Source organism: Mesorhizobium sp. WSM4983 (genome assembly GCF_029625765.1).
Classification (GTDB): Bacteria; Pseudomonadota; Alphaproteobacteria; order Rhizobiales; family Rhizobiaceae; genus Mesorhizobium.
In genome coordinates, this window is sequence record NZ_JARTVM010000001.1 from 651038 (window position 1) to 668509 (window position 17472).

Consider the following 17472-nt stretch of genomic DNA (forward strand, 5'->3'; position numbering starts at 1 on the left):
TGGAACGACTGCCCTGGAAAATCGGGGCTGGGCAGCCTGAACTCGACGTCTACGGCGAGGGCTCCCACTGTGCGCTATGTCAGCCCGATCACGCTGCCTTTCGCGTTCAATTCGCAGCCGACCGGCGCCTGGCGCGTCTCGACGCCGCCTTGATATCCGTAGTCGATGCTGACCTGGACGGGAGCCGATATCCTCTGTCGGCTCAACCGCCGTACGGAACCTGCACTGCTGACGCGCACACTGGTCGCGCCAAACTGAGCTGCGGCCTGCTCGATTGCCTCACGGCAGGCACGAACGATGTTGTCCGGGACACCCGGCAGCACTTCGATTGGATGGACTGCCAGTGGAATGGCGCTGTCTTCGAAGGGCAGCAGGGCGGGCGGAAGGTCGAGCGACCTTCCGCCGTTGCCGGCTACGCCCGCCCTTGACGTCACTGACCCGGTTGTGGTGGGGCTGCTTCCGTCATCGTTAGACGGTGGGGACGGTGGGTCAGACGGCGGACTGCCGCCGGAGCCACCGGGATCGCCGCTAGTTCCGTTGTGCTGACCGTTGTTGCTGCCAGCGCCATGACCTCCGTTATTCCCGTGATCGCCACCAGCGTTACGACCTTGGCCGCGCTCGCCGGCGGCCGCGGCTCCCGCGCAAGCTATCGCGACAGAGCACGCGAACGCGAAACGGACCAAGCTGGATCCCAGATATTGACGCACGGCACCCTCCAAAGGCGCTTCGGCCAGCCGTCCTTCCGCCGCATGCCGTCAGAACGGCGCAGTACCCTCCAGGCAACTCGCGACTACGCCAGGTAAACTAACTAGGGGATGATTCCGGTCTATCAAGGGACTGGGTGCGGCAGCACCCAAGTGCGGGGCAGATTTGAAGGACCTGGCAGCTGATAGTTCATACAGCCCGGGAAGCCCAAATCCTTTCTCCTTGCGAGTCGACAGCGCTTAGGCGATTTTGCCGATCATTTCGGGAGGAAATCGTGCGAAACATTCCGGCATCGGCGCTGCTGCTGGCGGCCGCTTTTTATGCAACCACCGCCGACGCTCTGGACAGTTCGGCCACACCTGTTGTCGTGACGCCATTGGCGTCCAAGACGACGACGGCATCCGGCCAGCCGATCAAGCTGCCCCAGAAGAATGTCGAGGTCCAGGTCTCGGCCTATCAGATCGCGCCCGGCGCGACGCTGCCGGTGCACAAACATCCCTTCCCGCGCTATGCCTATGTCGAGGCAGGCACCCTCAAGGTCACCAATGTCGAGACCGGCAGCAGCAACACTTACAAGACCGGCGATTTCATCGTCGAGATGATCGGCCAGTGGCATCAGGCGACCAATATCGGCAGCGATCCGGTGAAGCTGCTGGTGATCGACCAGGTCGAACAAGGCGCCAAGAACACAATCCTGAAGCAGTAGCGAGGCAACGGGGCTCAGCTGTTCCGCGGTAGGGCGGGCGCTCCAAGGCTTGAGCAATCAATAACTGCGCGCCGAACAAAACCGGAAGCGCAAAGTGACCGCTTCGCTTGCTGGACCGATTGATGCGGCTTTCGCCTCGATCGCCCCAATGCTAGGGCTGCGCTTTCTCTTCAACATGGATAGATGATGGTGACCGACACTCAAAGGCCCCTGATCGAACTCTGCGTCGAAGGCATTGACGGGCTGCTTGCCGCGCAGGCCGCCGGCGCCGACCGGGTCGAGCTTTGCGCCAGCCTCGTCGAAGGCGGCATTACGCCGAGCCTCGGCACGGTGCGCGTAGCCCTCGAACGTGCGACCATCCCGTTTCATGTTATCGTGCGCCCGCGCGGCGGCGATTTTCTCTACAGCGAGGCGGAATACCAATCGATGCTGGCCGATATCGGCGCGCTGCGCGATCTCGGCGTGGCCGGCATCGTCGTCGGCTGCCTGACCGCTGACGGCGCAATCGATGAAGCGAGAATGAGCGAACTGGTGCGCGCCGCCGGTCCCCTCAATGTCACCTGCCACCGCGCCTTCGACATGACGCGTGACCCGGCCGAGGCGCTCGAAGCGCTGATCCGCTGCAAGGTCGGCCGCGTGCTGACCAGCGGGCACCGCGACACGGCGCTGGAGGGCGTCGATCTGCTCGCGCGCTTGGTTCGCCAGGCCGGCGCACGCATCATCATCCTCGGCTGCGGCGGGCTGGCGCCCGACAATATCGGCGAGGTTCGCCGGCAAACCGGACTGACCGAGATGCATTTCGCCGCGCTTGCCGACGTGCCGAGCGCCATGCGCTACCGCAACCCGCATGTCGGCATGGGCGGCACCGATCTCGATCGCGAGTACCGCAACACGGTGACCGACCAGGACTTGGCGGCGGCAACGATCGCGGCCGCGAGGGTCTGATGCGGGAAGTGACGATGTCGAAAGATCGCTCGCCGATCGAACGCGTTTCGCCTGCCGACGAGGCCGCCATTCTCGCTCTCAACAACGAGCATGCCGCCGAGTTGTCCTGGCTGGAGCCGGAGCGCCTGTCATTCCTGATCGGGCAGGCTTTCTACACGCGCCGCATCGGGGCGCTCGAAGCCTTCATCATGTGCTTCGATCAGGATGCCAGCTACGAAAGCCCGAACTTCCTCTGGTTTCGTGAGCGCTACCCCCGCTTCGTCTATGTCGACCGGGTGGTGGTCGCGGCCGAACCGCGCGGCCGTGGCCATGCCCGCCGTCTCTACGAGGATCTGTTCGCGCATGTCAGGCGCGCAGGCCACACGATCGTAACCTGCGAGGTCAATGCCGATCCCCCGAACCCCACATCGGATGCCTTTCACGGCGCGCTCAGCTTTGCCGAGGTCGGCGATGCCGTGATCCACGGCGGCACGAAGTCGGTGCGCTACTACGCCAAGCCGATCGACTAGCGCATGGCCCTGGAAGCCAGAGGCTTTCAACCATGAGCCAAACAAGGTCTCATGCGGCCGCCGCACTGGCCACAAACAGAAGCTGCAGCTAATGTATCGTCTTCGCGTGCCGGGGGCGTGACATCATGCCAAGCAACGTCTTCCGCTTCGACGAGAGTTGGAACATTCCCGATGCCACGCCGCAGGAAGTGTGGGACGTTCTGTCCGACGCCGAGTTGCTGCCGCTCTGGTGGGGCGACGCCTACAAGGAAGTCGAGCCGCTCGACAAGAAAGGCAAGGCCGTCGTCGGGTCACGGGCAAGAGCCAGGGCGCGAGGCGCCCTGCCCTACGAGCTGAACTTCATCATCGAGGCCGCGGAGCTCGAGCCTGGCCGGCTGGTGGTGGTGAAGACCTTCGGCGATTTCGACGGCCTGTGGCGGGCTGAGCTGTCGCCAGCCGGAAGCGGAACGCATGTGAAGCTCACCTGGCAGGTCATCGTGGAGAGGCCGATCCTCAAACTCCTGGCACCCTTGCTCAGACCGGCTTTCGCGTGGAATCACCGCTGGACCACACCTCGCGGCGAAGCCGGGCTTCGGCGCTATCTCGCCGCACAAAAAACCGGCAAGGCCTGACCTCCTCACCAATTGCGGTTGAGCCAGCCGCGCGCCGGTTTCTCGACGATGTAGTAGCTCGCCAGGGCGCAGGCGAAGACCGCGCCCAGCATCGGGATCGGCGCCACGTCGCGGTCATGGACGAATTTGTAGAAGGGCTGCTGCCACAGATAGAGCGAGTAGGACCACAGCCCCAGCATCACCATCGGCCGCGATGACAGTAGGCCGGTCAGATAGCCGCCGGCGAAGTCGAGCGTGTTGACGGCGAGCGCCAGCAGCGGCACGCCCAGCAGATAGTGCAAGGGCGTCGGCACCGGATCGAGGAACAGCAAGATTCCCCCGACCGCGGCCGCCAGCGCCAGATGCCGGCTCCTGAGGAATGCCGGCAGGTGTCCATCGGCCTTGAGCAGGCAGATCGCCGCCGACAGCAGGATCGAGGCGATATGCACGTCGGTTCGCCAATAGCTGGTTTCGTAGTCCATGCCGAAGACCCAGTAGGAAATAGCGCCGTTGGCCATAGCGAGCAGCGACAGCATGACAAGCAGGCGCACGACATTCGCGCGCCTGGAAACCGCCACGCTGATCAGCGCCAGGATGACATAAGAATGCTCCTCGATGGCAAGCGACCAGATATGGTCGAGCGCGCCCGCGCGATTGATGAGAATGCCGGCATAGTTGTAGGTGAATGTCAGCGCGGTAAGCGCCGCCTTCCATTTGAAGGCAATGAAGGTGCCGGAGAGCCCGATCATGACGGCAACCACGAACACCAGCAGGGCTGGATAGACGCGGGCGAACCGGCGCTTGAAGAACTTCTTCAGCGGAAAGCGCTCGACGAACAGGATTTCCCCCATCAGCCGGCCGCTCAGCACGAAGAAGAACTCGACGCCGAGCACGCCGAGATTGATGCCGCGAATCGGAAAGAGATGGCCGATCAGCACGAAGGCGATCGACAGGCCGCGCCAGCCGTCGAGATAGGCCAGCCTTGCCCGTGCCGCCTTGTCGGCTGCGGCCCGCGGCAGGACGCCGGCCGTCGCGGAGATGTCGGTCATGCCCGTCCCTCGCAACTCGAGGTCCCGGCATAGCCGTGCCTGGAACCGCTTCGTTTTCCCCGCCGCAGTTATTTTGCAGTGCGGGATAATCTTGTGCAAGTGCGAAGCAGCGAATTCACAGGCAGTTCCTGCCAACCGATTGCGAACACAAAAGAAAAAGGGGCCGCGGCGGGTCCTGCCGCCGCTTGGTGAACCCGCCATGGTCGGCAATGTTTCGTGGCCTCATGCCTTGCCCGCCTGCCGAAATCGGCCGAATGTGCGGATCGATTCATTTCCAACGCAGAGACCGCCTATGGCAGACTTCGTCCTCCCTCCGCCCGCGATCGCTTCGGTCGCGGTGACCGGCTCGGCGGAACGGTTTGCCGTGCGCCGCATCTTCTGCGTTGGCCGCAACTACGCGGCGCATGCGCGAGAACTCGGCAATGACGAGCGCGATCCGCCCTTCTTCTTCACCAAGCCGGCCGACGCCGTGGTCGACAGCGGCGCCGAGATCCCCTACCCGCCGCTGACTGGCAATCTCCACCACGAGATCGAGCTGGTCGTGGCGATCGGCAAGGCCGGCTTCCGCATCCCTCGCACCGAGGCGCTCGCGCATGTCTGGGGCTATGGCGTCGGCGTGGACCTCACTCGCCGCGACCTGCAGGACCAAGCGAAGAAAGCGGCCCGCCCCTGGGACTGGTCGAAGGCCTTCGACTTCTCCGCGCCTTGCGGCCCGCTGCTTCCGGTCGCAAGGTCTGGCCATCCCGAAACGGGTCGCATCTGGCTCGCTGTAAACGGTGACGTAAAACAGGACGGCGACCTCGCCGAGCTGATCTGGCCCGTCGCCGATGTCGTCTCGATCTGCAGCGAGTCGGTCGAGCTCCGGCCCGGCGACCTGATCTTCACCGGCACGCCGGCCGGCGTTGGCGCGGTTCAGGCGGGCGACAAGATCACTGGTGGCGTCGACGGCATCGGCGCCGTCGAGGTCACCATCGGGCAGCCGAGGCGATGAGCGACCTCATCCTCCATAACTATTATCGATCCTCCACCTCATACCGGGTGCGGATCGCGCTGGAGATGAAGGGGCGTGCCTACACCTATGTGCCCCACCATCTGCGCCATGGCGAGCATCTCGAGCCCGCCTATCTCGCGGTCAATCCGCAAGGGTTGGTGCCGGCGCTGGTGCTCGACGACGGAACGCTTTTAACCCAGTCGCTGGCGATCATCGAATATCTCGACGAGATCGAGCCCGAGCCGCCGTTGTTGCCCAAGGATGCGCTGGGACGCGCCAGGGTCCGGATGCTGGCGCAGATGATCGCCTGCGACATCCATCCGGTGAACAATCTGCGCGTGCTCACCTCGCTGCGCACCTTGTTCGGCGCCGGCGACGAGGATGTCGTCAACTGGTTCCGGCATTGGGTGAATGAAGGTTTCCAGCCGCTTGAAAAGATTCTGGCCGCCTCGCCCGAGACCGGCAGGTTCTGCCATGGCGATACACCGGGGCTCGCCGATATCTGCCTCGCCGCGCAGGTCACCAACAATGCCCGCTTCGGCGTCGACATGGCGGCCTATCCGGTGATCTCGCGCATCCACGCCGCCTGCATGGCGCTGCCGGCGTTCCAGAAGGCTGCGCCGCAGAACCAGATCGATGCCGAGTAGGGAAGCCAGGGATCCCGACGAGGCTAAGACGCTCGCCGATATGGAGGAGTATGGCTGTCATATTCTCTGCGTGCTGGAGGACGACGACCACCCGCCATTCGCTTACTCGGTGGGGATAGAGTACAATTTCAAAGCCCCTGAGCTGGTCGTCATCGGGCTCAAGCCGGAGCTTTCGCAGACCATCCGCAACGAGTATTGCCGACGAGTGCGCAGCGGCGAGAGGTTCAAGGTTGGAGAGCGGGCGCCGGGTTTCCTGCGAGGTGGCTTCGACTGTCAATTCGGTGCGGTCCATCCCGACCACTACCCTGAATATTTCGGTTGGGACCTATGGTTTTACAACGGGCCCGTTTTCGGGATTCTGCAGCTTATCTTTCCGACAACCTCCGGTGTTTGGCCATGGGATGCCGAAGCCGGCGAGTGGTTTTGCAAGCGGCAACCATTGCTCGACCAACCACCATTGCCGACTTAGCTTGGGACCTATTACCCAAAATCGCCCTGCCCTTTGAACTGGATAGAAAGCACTCCCATGAAAGCTGTCGTCTTCGAAAAATTCGGCGAAGCTCCCACGATCCAGACCGTGCCTGACCCCAAGCCGGCGGGGGATGGCGTCGTCATCAAGGTCGAGGCGACCGGTCTTTGCCGCAGCGACTGGCATGGCTGGATGGGTCATGACGACGGCATCACGCTGCCGCATGTCCCCGGCCATGAACTGGCGGGCGTCGTCGTCGCCGCCGGCAAGCAGGTGAGCCGCTGGAAGGCCGGCGACCGCGTCACCGTGCCTTTCGCCGTCGGCTGCGGCCGCTGCTTCGAATGCAACTCCGGCAACCATCAGGTCTGCGAGCACCAGACCCAACCTGGCTTCACGGGCTGGGGCTCGTTCGCCGAATATGTCGGCATCGAGCATGCCGACACCAATCTCGTACGCCTGCCGGACGAGATGGAGTTCGCCACTGCCGCCAGCCTCGGCTGCCGCTTCGTCACCTCCTTCCGCGCCATCGTCGACCAGGGCCGGGTGACGCCCGGCGAGTGGGTGGCGGTGCATGGCTGCGGCGGTGTCGGTCTCTCGGCGATCATGATCGCCAGCGCCATGGGCGCCAATGTCATCGCCATCGACCTCACCGACGAGAAGCTGGAGTTTGCGAAAAGGATCGGGGCGGTCGCGACCATCAACGCTTCGACCACGCCCAATGTCGTCAAGGCCGTCAAGCAGATCACCAACGGCGGCGCGCATATGTCGATGGACGCGCTCGGCCATCCAACCACGTGCTTCAACTCGATCGCCAATCTGCGCCGGCGCGGTCGCCATGTTCAGGTCGGGCTGATGCTGGGCGACCATGCCCGCCCGCAAGTGCCGATGGACAAGGTCATCGCCTTCGAGCTCGAAATCCTCGGCAGCCACGGCATGCAGGCCTACCGCTATTCCGCCATGATGGACATGATTCGCACCGGCAAGCTGAAGCCCGAACTGTTGGTCGGCAAAAGGATCAGCCTCGATGAGGCGCCAGCCGCATTGATGGCGATGGGCGGCTTCGAGGGCATCGGCATCGGCGTGGTGACGAAGTTTTGAGTAGGCTCCCTACCTGGCGAACTTCTTCGCCCCGAACACGCAGGCCACCACGCCGAGCGTGACCACCACCATCAGCGGGCTGACCTGCTCGTGCAGCAGAGTCGCCGCGAGCGCCAGGCCGAAGAAGGGCTGCAGCAGTTGCAATTGCCCGACCGCGGCGATGCCGCCCTGCGCCAGGCCGCGATACCAGAACACGAAGCCGATCAGCATGCTGAACAGCGAGACATAGCCGAGGCCGATCCATGCGCCGGAGCCGACAGCGGCAAAAGACGGCGGCAGGGTCGCAAAGCTCAGCGCTAACATGACCGGCAGCGACAGCGCCAAGGCCCAGCAGATCACCTGCCAGCCGCCGAGCTTGCGCGACAGCGCCGCACCTTCCGCATAGCCCAGCCCGCAAGCGATGATGGCGGCGAGCATCAAGCCGTCGCCGACCGGTGAGGCGGTCACGCCTTGCGACAGCGCGAAACCCGCGACGAGCGTGCTGCCCAGGCAGGAAAACAGCCAGAAGGCCGGGCGCGGACGGTCGCCGCCGCGCAGCACACCGGAGATCGCCGTCGCCAGCGGCAGCAGGCCGACAAAGATGATGGAATGCGCCGCCGTGACATGTTTGAGCGCCAGCGCCGTCAGCAGGGGAAAGCCGACCACGACGCCTAGCGCAACGACGACCAGCGAGACCAGATCGCCGCGATCCGGGCGCTTCTCGCGGAACAGGAACAGCACCGCGATGCCGAGCAAACCGGCGATCGCCGCACGGGCCGACGTCAGGAAGGTCGGGTCGAAATCGACCACGGCCACGCGCGTCGCTGGCAGCGAGCCGCTGAAGATCAGCACGCCGATGAAGCCGTTGAGCCAGCCGTTGAAACTCTTATCCATCATCCGCTCCGTTTGCGCTTCTGTACCGGCAGAGCGCATGGCATTGCCAGAGACAATCGGGTACAATTCCGTAAAACTGTATTGGTCGACAGGGAAGTACAGATGGACACGCCCGACCCGAAAGCCACGAATGCCGGAACGCTCGTCGAAGCCGTCATGTCGGCAATCCGGCAGCGGATCGCCGCGCGCATCCTGACGCCGGGCGCGCGCTTGCCTTCGATCCGCGCCTTCGCCGGCACGATGCAGGTGTCAAAATCTACCGTGGTCGAGGCCTATGAGCGGCTTGCGGCGGAAGGCACGATCCGCTCGCGGCCGGGCTCCGGCTTCTTTGCCGCCGGCCCGCTTGCGCCGCTGTCGCTGGCCGAGATCGGCCCGCGGCTCGACCGCGCCGTCGACCCGCTCTGGGTCTCGCGGCAAGCGCTGGAGGCAGGCGACGATATGCTGAAACCGGGCTGCGGCTGGCTGCCGGCTTCCTGGATGCCTCAGGCCGCGTTGCGGCAAGCACTGCGCGGCGCCGCCCGAGCCGACGATGCGACGCTTGCCGACTACGGCACGCCGCTCGGCCTGCCGGCACTGCGGCAGCTGCTTGCCCGCCGCCTGTCGGCGCACGGCGTCGAGGCTTCGCCGGATCAGATCATGCTCACCGAGTCCGGGACGCAGGCGATCGACCTGCTGTGCCGCTTGCTCCTCGAGCCGGGCGATGCGGTGCTGGTCGACGATCCCTGCTATTTCAACTTCCATGCGCTGCTGCGCGCGCATCGCGCCAAAGTGGTCGGTGTCGCGATGACACCCTCGGGGCCCGATATCGACCTCTTCGCGCAAGCGCTCGCCGAGCACAAGCCGCGCCTCTACATCACCAATTCCGCGCTTCACAACCCAACCGGCGCGGTGCTCTCGCCGGTTATAGCGCACCGGCTGCTCAAGCTTGCCGATCAATCGGATCTCGCCATCGTCGAGGATGACATCTTCGCCGATTTCGAGCACGCGCCGGCGCCGCGGCTGGCGGCCTTCGATGGCCTCGGCCGCGTCGTCCAGATCGGTTCCTTCTCCAAGACGCTGTCGGCTTCGGTGCGATGCGGCTTCATCGCCGCGCCCCGCGACTGGATGGAACGGCTGATTGACCTCAAGATCGCCACGACTTTCGGCGGCGGGAGGCTCTCCTCGGAACTGGTGCTGACTCTGCTGAAGGACGGAAGCTACCGCAAGCATGTCGAGCAGTTGCGCACCCGCCTGTCGCGCGCAATGGCCGAAACAGCCGGCAGGCTGAAAGCAATGGACGTTATGCCCTGGATCGATCAGGGGGCCGGTATGTTCCTGTGGTGCCGCCTGCCCGACGCCATCGACGCCGCCGATGTCGCCCGCCATGCGCTGGCGGATAATGTCGTGCTGGCGCCCGGCAACGCCTTCAGCCTGTCGCACTCCGCCGGCCGCTTCATGCGTTTCAACGTCGCCCAATGCGCCGATAAGCGCAACTTCAGAGTGCTTGAAAGGGCAATGGCCGCGTCCCGCCGCAAAGGCGCGTGGCAGCCCGGCAGCGGCAGAGCTTAGGCGCCTGCCCGCTTGCGGCGCTCATACATCATCACCAGCGTCTCGGCAGTCAGCGCCGGCTTCTGCTCGCCCTCGATCTCGACGGTGTTCGCGGCCTTCATCAGATATTGGCCGGGGCCTCGGTCTTCCATGGTGAGCAGCGTCGTGCGCAGCCGGATACGTGCGCCGGACTTCACCGGCGCCAGGAAGCGCACTTTGTCGAAGCCATAGTTGAAGGCGGCTTGCGTGTTTTCCGGCACGATGCCCATTTCCAGCGCCAGCGCGCCGATGATCGACAGCGTCAGATAGCCATGCGCGATCGTAGTGCGGAACGGACTCTGCCGCTTCGCGCGCTCCGGATCGACATGTATCCACTGGTGGTCGCCCGTGCATTGGGCGAACTGGTCGATGCGCTGCTGGTCGACCGTCGTCCAGTCCGACACGCCGATCTCCTGGCCGGCCATTGTCCGCAACTGTTCAAAGGTCGGCGGCGTCCTCGGCCGATTTTCCGTCATTCCTGCTTTCCTGCTGGCTTCTGCCAATCTCCCGACCATGAACCGGCGGCTCCTGTCAATTCGCGGCGCCTCGATTTCACCCTCAGACTTGACGGTTTTACGGCAAGCCGCGAACGCGCAGCCGCACGCGCCGATTGCTCAGCCGCCTGAACCCGATCCGGAAAACCCGAATAGGCGCCCTGGATTGCTCACTTCCCGTCGTAGCCGGCCCGGATTTCCGCCATCGCGTCCTTGATCCTGTCGCGCAGGATTTCGACCGATTCGGTGCCGGATTTCCGAACCAGGTCGGCGACCTCGCCGGCATTCTTCAGCGTTGTCTCGAAGGATTTCCTGGCGAAATCCACCTGCTTCGTCATCAACTCCTGCGGATTGCCCGGAGGCTGGTAGTTGCGTGCCATCCGGGTAATTTCGCCGAGCGCCTCCTGCACCATTTCGTGCTGTCTCGACAGAATGGATGACGCGCCGGCGGCGCTTGCCCGGGCCGACTTCTCCAGAGCCTCGAGATTCCTGCGGTGGTGATCGAGGATCGCCTGGATGTCGACCTTCGGCAGCTTCAAGTCGCGGCCGAACCTGCTGAAGATGTCCAGAAAAGAGTCGGATTCCGGTTGTCTTGCCATGTCGTCGCCTCCCGATCTGCCGCTCTTACAGCGCCCACTAGGGAGAATAGTGCGCGCCCGGTCCGCGTCAATTGAGGAGAAGCAGCCGCTCCGCCGTATAGAGTGCCAAGCCGGCCAGACCGCCGATTACCATGCCGTTGAAGCGGATATACTGCAGGTCCTTGCCGATATTGATCTCGATCAGCCGCGTCAGCTGGGCCAGATCCCAGCGCTTGACCTGATCGGCGATGAATTTCGACACGCCGCTCTTCTGGCTTTCGACGAAGGAGGCGAGCGCCACAACAAAACCCTGGTTCATGTCGGCCCTGATCTGGGCATCGTCGGCCAAATGCCGGCCGACCTCGACGAACAGGTTGGCGAGGTGCTCGCGGATCGTCGAATTGGCCGCGTTGGCGTCCTGCTCGATGAACAAGCGCAGGCTTGCCCAAGTCTCGCCGGCGAGAGCCCTGACTTCCGGACGGCCCAGGAAATCGCGCTTCAGCCTTTCGGCGCGTCTTGCATATTGCTTCGAGGTCCTGAGCCGCTCGACGAAGCCAAGTACGAAACGGTCGAACTCGGCGCGCGCCGGATGATCGGGATCGGCCCGCACCTCCTCCAGCAGCAACCCGGCGGAAGCGACAATCTTCTTGAGCAGATAGGCGTCGGCGCGAAACAGGTTGAACAGCGACGGCAGTTCCTCACGGATCTTTTCGCGCATCGTCGCCAGCGCCTTCTCGTCGTTCAGGAAGCGCCCGACCACCCTGGTGAACTCGTCGAACAGTTTCTGGTGGCGCCGGTCGTCGGTGAGCGCCGACAACAGCTCCGCGGCTAAAGGCGCTAGCGGCACTTTTTCGATCTGCTCCAGCAAGCGGCTGGTGACGAAGTCGCGCAGCCCGGACTGCTCCACGGCGGTCAGCGTCTGCGGCACCAGGCGGGCGACGAATCGCGACAGGTCGGCGGCGCGTTCGGCGTCGGCCAGCCAGTCGGCGACGAGGGCGGCAAAGTCGACCTCGGCGAGCTTTTCCCGCACGGGCTCCGGCGCAAGGAAATTGGCCTCGATGAACCGGCCGAGATTGTCGGCGATGCGGTGCTGGTTCTCAGGAATGATGGCCGTGTGCGGGATCGGCAGGCCGAGCGGGCGCCTGAACAACGCCACGACCGCATACCAGTCGGCCAGCCCGCCAATGATCGCCGCCTCGGCGAACGCGGCAACAAAGCCGAGCCACGGATGGGTGATCTCTAAAGACTTGGCGAGCGCGAAGACAAGGATGCACAGGCCAAGCGCTGCGGCGGCGACGAACTTGGTCCGCCGCAATGCCGAGAGCTTTGCCTGCGCATCGGCGTCGAATCGAACCGGCGCGAGGGCCTGAGCTGATTGTGACATGGAAAGGCCTTCCCTATTGCACCCGGACTTATCTAGGGCCTGCGCCGGGGAAACGCTCGCTCAAAGCGCATTGCGGCGCGATGCGGCGGACACGCACAAAAAGTTGATAAGTTTATTCAGCTATGTAGCGGTCCAGTCTGGAATTGTTCCAAACTATGGGCCATATTCGGCCCAAGCTCATTTCGCGAGGATACCATGCGGCTCACGCGCCAGACGAACTATGCGATGCGCATACTGATGTATTGCGCCGCGAACAGCGACCGCCTGAGCCGCATCCCCGAGATCGCCACCGCCTATTCGGTTTCGGAGCTGTTTTTGTTCAAGATCCTGCAGCCGCTGGTCGAGGCCGGCCTGGTCGAGACGGTGCGCGGCCGCAATGGCGGCGTCAGGCTCGGCCGCCCGGCGGAGCAGATCAGCCTGTTCGACGTCGTGCGCGTCACCGAAGAGAGCTTCGCCATGGCCGAGTGCTTCGAGAACGACGCCGCCGAATGCCCGCTGGTCGACAGCTGCGCCTTGAATTCGGCACTGCGCGAAGCGCTCAATGCCTTCTTCGCCGTGCTCTCCCGCTACACGATCGCCGACCTCGTCGCCGCGCGCCCGAATGTGCGCCACCTGCTTGGCATCGATCTCCTGGAGCAGCGCGCCCCGGCTGCCTAAGCTGCCGATTGCGGCAACACGAACGGAACGCTTCCAGCAGGCAGTGCGCCGACCTTGAGCCGGCAGTCGAACACCTTTTCGATCAGCTCGTCATTGAGCACCTCTTGAGGTGAGCCGGCGGCAGCCAGTTGGCCACGAGAGAGCACGAAAATCCGGTCGGCATACATGGCCGTCAGATTGAGGTCGTGCAGGATCGCCACCACGCCGCCGCCGCGCCGCGCGAAATCGCCCGCAATATTCATGATGATCAGTTGGTGCTTGACGTCGAGGCTGGAGACAGGCTCGTCGAGGAAAAGGTAGCGCGGCCTGCCCTCGAGAACCGGCGCCCAGACCTGGCAAAGTACACGGGCAAGCTGGACGCGCTGCTGCTCGCCGCCTGAAAGCTCCTGGTAGAAGCGGCCGGCAAAGCCGTCGAGATCGACACGCGCCAGCGCCCGCTCGGGCAAGCGCGCATCCTCGCCGGGCAGCACCCCGGAACGCCCGCCGATCAGGCCGAGACGAACGATCTCTAGCACCGTGAAGGGAAAGGACAGCGTGGTGGACTGCGGCAGCACGGCGCGATGCGTCGCTGCCTCCACCGGCTTCATGGAAACCAGGTCTCGGCCATTGAGGATGACAGTGCCGGTATAGGAGAGCTCGCCCGTCAGCGCCTTGAGCAGCGTCGTCTTGCCCGAGCCATTGGGCCCGACGATTGCCGTTACCTCGCCCGGCCGCGCCGTGAAATCGACATGCGACACGATGCGCCTGGAGCCGATCGCTACGGAGATGTCCCGGGCTTCGATCATCGGCTGCTCACAGATCAATGACGCCGCGCTTGCGCAGCAGGATCCACAGGAAGAACGGCGCGCCGGCCACTGCCGTGACGATGCCGATCGGCAGTTCGGCGGGCGCGACGACGGTACGGGCGACCGCGTCGGCAAGCAGAAGCAGCGAGGCGCCGAGCAAGGCCGAGGCCGGCAGTAGGTAGCGGTTATCCGGACCGATCGCGAGGCGCAACAGATGCGGCACGACGATGCCGATGAAGCCGATGCCTCCGCTGACGGCGACCGACGCACCGACCGCCGCCGACACGCCGACGATGGCCGTATATTTCAGCCGCTGGACCGGAATGCCGAGATGGCCGGCGGTCGCCTCGCCGAGCGCCAGCGCATCGAGGCCGCGCGACAGGAACGGCATCGTCGCCAATGCCAGCAAGATCACCGGCCCGACAGTGCCGATTTTCGGCCAAGTGGCGCCGCCAAGCGAGCCGAGTTGCCAGAAGGTGAGGTCGCGCAATTGGCTGTCGTCGGCCACGAAGACCAGTATGCCGGTGAGCGCCATGGCAAGGGCGGCGATCGCCAGGCCGGCGAGCAGCATCGTGGCGACTGACGTCCGGCCGTGGCGCGTCGCAATGGCATAGAGCAGCAGCGTCACCGCCAGGCCGCCGAGGAAGGCTGCCAGCGGCAGGGCGAGCGTGCCAAGGGCGAGCGTGACAGGCGCAAGCCAGGTTGTGCCGAGCACGATGATTGCCACCGCGCCAAGGCTCGAGCCGGCCGAGACGCCGATCAGGCCGGGATCGGCGAGCGGGTTGCGGAACAGTCCTTGCATCACCGCGCCGGAGACGGCGAGCGCGGCGCCGATCAGCACGCCGAGCAGCACGCGCGGCATGCGGATGTCATAGACGATCAGCCGGTGGCGCGCGGCGAGCGCCGTATCGGCCGGCACGCCTCCGGTCAGCCAGTCGCGGATGACGCGAACGGCGGACGCGTCCGAAGCGCCCGAGGTCAGCGACAGGAATATGGACAGCGCAAGCGCGACAGACAAAAGCAGGATGACGATCCTTGCCCGCGCCGAGCGGTCGCCATCGGATGCCCTCACCCTGCCCGTCGGCCCCGCAATCGACTGTTCAGCCATCACCGCTCAGTCCGTGACCTGATTGCCGTAAAGCGAGACGGCGAGGTCGTGGATGGCCGCGGCCGTGCGCGGCCCGAAGCCCAGCAGGTAGCCGCCATCCATGCTGATCAGCTTGCGGGCAGCTCCCGCGGGCGTCGAAGCGATCGATGGATTGGCGAACAGCTCATCTTCCGAGATCGGTGGACCGGCGTTTTTCATGGTCAGGAGCACATCCGGCCTTGCGGTGACGATCGCCTCGTCGGACAGCTGCTTGTAGCCCGAAAAACCCTCGACCGCGTTGACGGCGCCGGCAAGCCTGATGATGCCGTCGCCGGCCGTATCGCTGCCCGCGGCCAGGATCTTGCCGCCCTGCATCGACAGCACGAACAGCACGCGCTTGCGCTCCTTGATCGCGGCCGTCTGCTTTTCGGCCGACTTCAGCTTCGCGTCCGTCTCCGCAGCGAGCTGCTCCGCCTTAGCCTCGACCCCCAGCGCCCTCCCGACGGTGCGGATCTTTTCGAGGATGCCTTCATGGCTGTAGCGCTCTGGCACCTCGATAAAGGGCACGCTCGATTTCTTCAACACGTCGACGGTTTCCTTCGGGCCGCTGCCATGCAGGGCTAGAATCCCCGATGGATTGACCGACAGAACGCCCTCCGGCGACAGCGCGCGCATATAGCCAACATCAGGCAATTTCTGCGCGGCTTGCGGGAAAGAGCTGGTCGAATCACGGGCGACGAGATGACCTTCCTCGCCGAGCGCATAGACGATCTCGGTGATCGAGCCGCCGATGGAGGCAATCCGCGAGGTGTCGGAGAAGACGGCCCTACCTTCATCGGCTCCGGCAGGCAGAGCGGCGGCGGCAAGCAGAACGCCGATCAGCGGCGCAAGCGTAGAGCGGAAACGGTGAACGACACGCATCGAGTCTCGCCTCATGCAGCGGTCGGGCTGGGGATACGGGGCAGGTTCTCGGCCAGGAAGCGCCAGTCTTCGCGCTCGCCCTCGCCTTCATGGCGCTTGCCGAAGAACTGGATGATCATGCCCCCCTTCGCGTCATAAGCCTCGAGCGACGTGACATGGCCATCCTTGGTCGGTTTGCGCACCGCCCAGACTTCATGGATGTGATCGGTCCTCAGATGCAGGTGGAAGGTCTCGTCGAGCACGTTGATCCACGGTCCCATCGGCTTGACCGACGTGATCGGGCCGGAGTGGATCTGGATGCAGCCGCGGTTGCCGACGAAGCACATGATCGGCATCTCGCCTTCCGCCGCGTGGTGGAACATGGCGCTGACGGCATCATTGTCGAGCAGCCATGCATAGTCCTGGCCCACCATGCGCACCGCCTCACGGCGGCTGAGCTTCAGCGTCTTCAGCATGCCGAAGAACTGATGCACGTCGGTCATCCGGCTCCAGCGGTCGCGGAGGTCGTCGATGCTGGCTACCGAGGCTTGCACCTCCACTTCGTCCTCCGGCGCGTTTGAGGCGATTGCGATCGTCGGCTCCTGGTTCGACGATTCAAGGCTCGCCATCAGCTTCTGGTAAGCATAGAGGTTCGAGGCTGCCCGCAGATGCACCTTGTGAACGGCCTCGCCGGCCGCATCGAAGAACTGCAGGCTGCGGCGGATCTCGCCCCCGTCGCGTTTCTCGACGGCAAAGCCATGTGCCCACACTTTCGGGAAGATGCGCAGGTCGATGTTCTCGCCGAGCACCATGGCGTTGTGATTGCCAGTGACGACCTTGTCGTAGACGCCGATCTTTTCGTGCACGGCGCTTTCGTTGCGGGTCAGCGCCATCACTTCGCCGACCGCTTCGAGGCCGCTCAGCAAGTCATTGACGCGCGGCTCGACGCGCACGGCGCCATGGCCGCAATGTGCCGCGACCAGCTCTGCTTCCGAAATGCCGAGTTGGGCCGCCAAATCGCGCTCGCGCATCTTCGGATTGTCTTCCCGCGAACCCCGGATCTCGTCCGGCGACGGCTTCACGCGTTGGTCCATATCGTCCACCTGCCCACTTTTTGTCTGCCCTGTTCGTCTGCCGATCGTGCTTACTTGTTGAGGATCAGCTTGCCCTGGCGGGTGATCTTCAGACGGTAGAGAGCACCATGATGTTCGATGCCGATCTCATGCTCGCCCTGGAACAGCGCGTTGCTGGAGAGCGTGCGCACTGACATCGCCACGCGGTCAAAACGCGCGGGCACGTCGTCGGAGCGGCGGCCGCGGTAGCGAAAGTCGCTTGGATTATGGCTGTTCATCTCATTCGGTCCCTTTTTCCTGTGCCGGCCACCGGGCCGGTCGCCTCGTCAAATGCCGATTAAATTCTTGACTCGATTTCTCATGTTT

Annotated in this window: 21 protein-coding genes; 10 read left to right on the top strand and 11 right to left on the bottom strand. The window is 64.3% G+C overall.

Features of this window, described 5'->3' with window-relative positions:
- Positions 1-74 precede the first annotated feature (74 nt).
- A complete protein-coding gene (locus P9254_RS03320) occupies positions 75-434 on the bottom strand; it encodes a hypothetical protein (protein WP_067329484.1) in 360 nt (119 codons plus the stop codon).
- 545 nt (positions 435-979) lie between these two features.
- Between P9254_RS03320 and P9254_RS03325 the strand changes: the two genes are divergently transcribed.
- The 4 genes from P9254_RS03325 to P9254_RS03340 all read left to right on the top strand — a co-directional run bounded on the left by P9254_RS03325 (position 980) and on the right by P9254_RS03340 (position 3476).
- Entirely contained in the window at positions 980-1411 is a 432-nt protein-coding gene (locus P9254_RS03325) for a cupin domain-containing protein (RefSeq protein WP_067329481.1), read from the top strand.
- Positions 1412-1594: 183 nt separating this feature from the next.
- On the top strand, positions 1595-2356 hold the full coding sequence (locus P9254_RS03330; protein ID WP_442920292.1) for a copper homeostasis protein CutC: 762 nt from the start codon (positions 1595-1597) through the stop codon (positions 2354-2356).
- Between the two features lie 14 nt (positions 2357-2370).
- On the top strand, positions 2371-2865 hold the full coding sequence (locus P9254_RS03335; RefSeq protein WP_278053747.1) for a GNAT family N-acetyltransferase: 495 nt from the start codon (positions 2371-2373) through the stop codon (positions 2863-2865).
- 125 nt (positions 2866-2990) lie between these two features.
- The gene (locus tag P9254_RS03340; RefSeq protein ID WP_095778449.1) at positions 2991-3476 is read left to right on the top strand and encodes an SRPBCC family protein; all 486 of its coding nucleotides are present in this window, start codon (positions 2991-2993) and stop codon (positions 3474-3476) included.
- Between the two features lie 5 nt (positions 3477-3481).
- On the opposite strand, the gene P9254_RS03345 is transcribed toward P9254_RS03340, so the two are convergent.
- Complete coding sequence (locus P9254_RS03345) at positions 3482-4504, bottom strand: acyltransferase family protein (protein ID WP_278053745.1); 1023 nt, start codon at positions 4502-4504, stop codon at positions 3482-3484.
- 292 nt (positions 4505-4796) lie between these two features.
- Between P9254_RS03345 and P9254_RS03350 the strand changes: the two genes are divergently transcribed.
- The 4 genes from P9254_RS03350 to P9254_RS03365 are packed head-to-tail and all read left to right on the top strand — an operon-like array spanning position 4797 to position 7709.
- Positions 4797-5495 (top strand): fumarylacetoacetate hydrolase family protein, encoded by a 699-nt coding sequence (locus tag P9254_RS03350; RefSeq protein ID WP_278053744.1) that lies wholly within the window; start codon positions 4797-4799, stop codon positions 5493-5495.
- The gene (gene maiA / locus P9254_RS03355; RefSeq protein WP_127404049.1) at positions 5492-6142 is read left to right on the top strand and encodes a maleylacetoacetate isomerase; all 651 of its coding nucleotides are present in this window, start codon (positions 5492-5494) and stop codon (positions 6140-6142) included. Before P9254_RS03350 ends, maiA begins: the two co-directional genes overlap by 4 nt.
- The gene (locus P9254_RS03360) at positions 6132-6611 is read left to right on the top strand and encodes a DUF4262 domain-containing protein (protein ID WP_278053743.1); all 480 of its coding nucleotides are present in this window, start codon (positions 6132-6134) and stop codon (positions 6609-6611) included. The genes maiA and P9254_RS03360 overlap by 11 nt, the downstream gene beginning before the upstream one ends.
- 57 nt (positions 6612-6668) lie before the next feature.
- Positions 6669-7709 (top strand): zinc-dependent alcohol dehydrogenase family protein, encoded by a 1041-nt coding sequence (locus P9254_RS03365; RefSeq protein ID WP_067329463.1) that lies wholly within the window; start codon positions 6669-6671, stop codon positions 7707-7709.
- Positions 7710-7718: 9 nt separating this feature from the next.
- Here P9254_RS03365 and P9254_RS03370 read toward each other — a convergent pair whose 3' ends face one another.
- Positions 7719-8582, bottom strand: a complete 864-nt coding sequence (locus P9254_RS03370) for a DMT family transporter (RefSeq protein WP_278053740.1) — start codon at positions 8580-8582, stop codon at positions 7719-7721.
- 102 nt (positions 8583-8684) lie between these two features.
- On the opposite strand from P9254_RS03370, the gene P9254_RS03375 reads away from it, so the two are divergent.
- Entirely contained in the window at positions 8685-10130 is a 1446-nt protein-coding gene (locus tag P9254_RS03375; protein WP_278053739.1) for an aminotransferase-like domain-containing protein, read from the top strand.
- Here the strand turns inward: P9254_RS03375 and P9254_RS03380 are convergent.
- The 3 genes from P9254_RS03380 to P9254_RS03390 all read right to left on the bottom strand — a co-directional run bounded on the left by P9254_RS03380 (position 10127) and on the right by P9254_RS03390 (position 12604).
- Positions 10127-10624 (bottom strand): MaoC family dehydratase, encoded by a 498-nt coding sequence (locus tag P9254_RS03380; protein WP_066999871.1) that lies wholly within the window; start codon positions 10622-10624, stop codon positions 10127-10129. The two genes, P9254_RS03375 and P9254_RS03380, sit on opposite strands and share 4 nt — an antisense overlap.
- Positions 10625-10812: 188 nt before the next feature.
- Positions 10813-11241 carry a phasin family protein gene (locus P9254_RS03385; protein ID WP_066999869.1) on the bottom strand — a complete coding sequence of 143 codons (429 nt, stop codon included), beginning with the start codon at positions 11239-11241 and terminating at the stop codon, positions 10813-10815.
- A 67-nt stretch (positions 11242-11308) separates the two neighbouring features.
- The gene (locus tag P9254_RS03390) at positions 11309-12604 is read right to left on the bottom strand and encodes a DUF445 domain-containing protein (RefSeq protein WP_067329456.1); all 1296 of its coding nucleotides are present in this window, start codon (positions 12602-12604) and stop codon (positions 11309-11311) included.
- 195 nt (positions 12605-12799) lie between these two features.
- Between P9254_RS03390 and rirA the strand changes: the two genes are divergently transcribed.
- Complete coding sequence (rirA, locus tag P9254_RS03395) at positions 12800-13261, top strand: iron-responsive transcriptional regulator RirA (protein ID WP_066999863.1); 462 nt, start codon at positions 12800-12802, stop codon at positions 13259-13261.
- On the opposite strand, the gene P9254_RS03400 is transcribed toward rirA, so the two are convergent.
- From P9254_RS03400 to hemP, 5 genes are read right to left on the bottom strand one after another with little or no spacing between them, the layout of a single operon-like run.
- Positions 13258-14046 (bottom strand): heme ABC transporter ATP-binding protein, encoded by a 789-nt coding sequence (locus tag P9254_RS03400; protein WP_067329454.1) that lies wholly within the window; start codon positions 14044-14046, stop codon positions 13258-13260. The two genes, rirA and P9254_RS03400, sit on opposite strands and share 4 nt — an antisense overlap.
- A 7-nt stretch (positions 14047-14053) precedes the next feature.
- Positions 14054-15154, bottom strand: a complete 1101-nt coding sequence (locus P9254_RS03405; protein ID WP_278053737.1) for a FecCD family ABC transporter permease — start codon at positions 15152-15154, stop codon at positions 14054-14056.
- 6 nt (positions 15155-15160) lie between these two features.
- Positions 15161-16054, bottom strand: a complete 894-nt coding sequence (locus P9254_RS03410) for a heme/hemin ABC transporter substrate-binding protein (protein WP_067329448.1) — start codon at positions 16052-16054, stop codon at positions 15161-15163.
- An 11-nt stretch (positions 16055-16065) separates the two neighbouring features.
- A complete protein-coding gene (locus P9254_RS03415; protein ID WP_278053736.1) occupies positions 16066-17127 on the bottom strand; it encodes a hemin-degrading factor in 1062 nt (353 codons plus the stop codon).
- A 50-nt stretch (positions 17128-17177) separates the two neighbouring features.
- Positions 17178-17384: a hemin uptake protein HemP gene (gene hemP / locus P9254_RS03420; RefSeq protein ID WP_066999851.1), complete on the bottom strand. Its 207-nt coding sequence runs from the start codon at positions 17382-17384 to the stop codon at positions 17178-17180.
- Between the last annotated feature and the right edge of the window lie 88 nt (positions 17385-17472).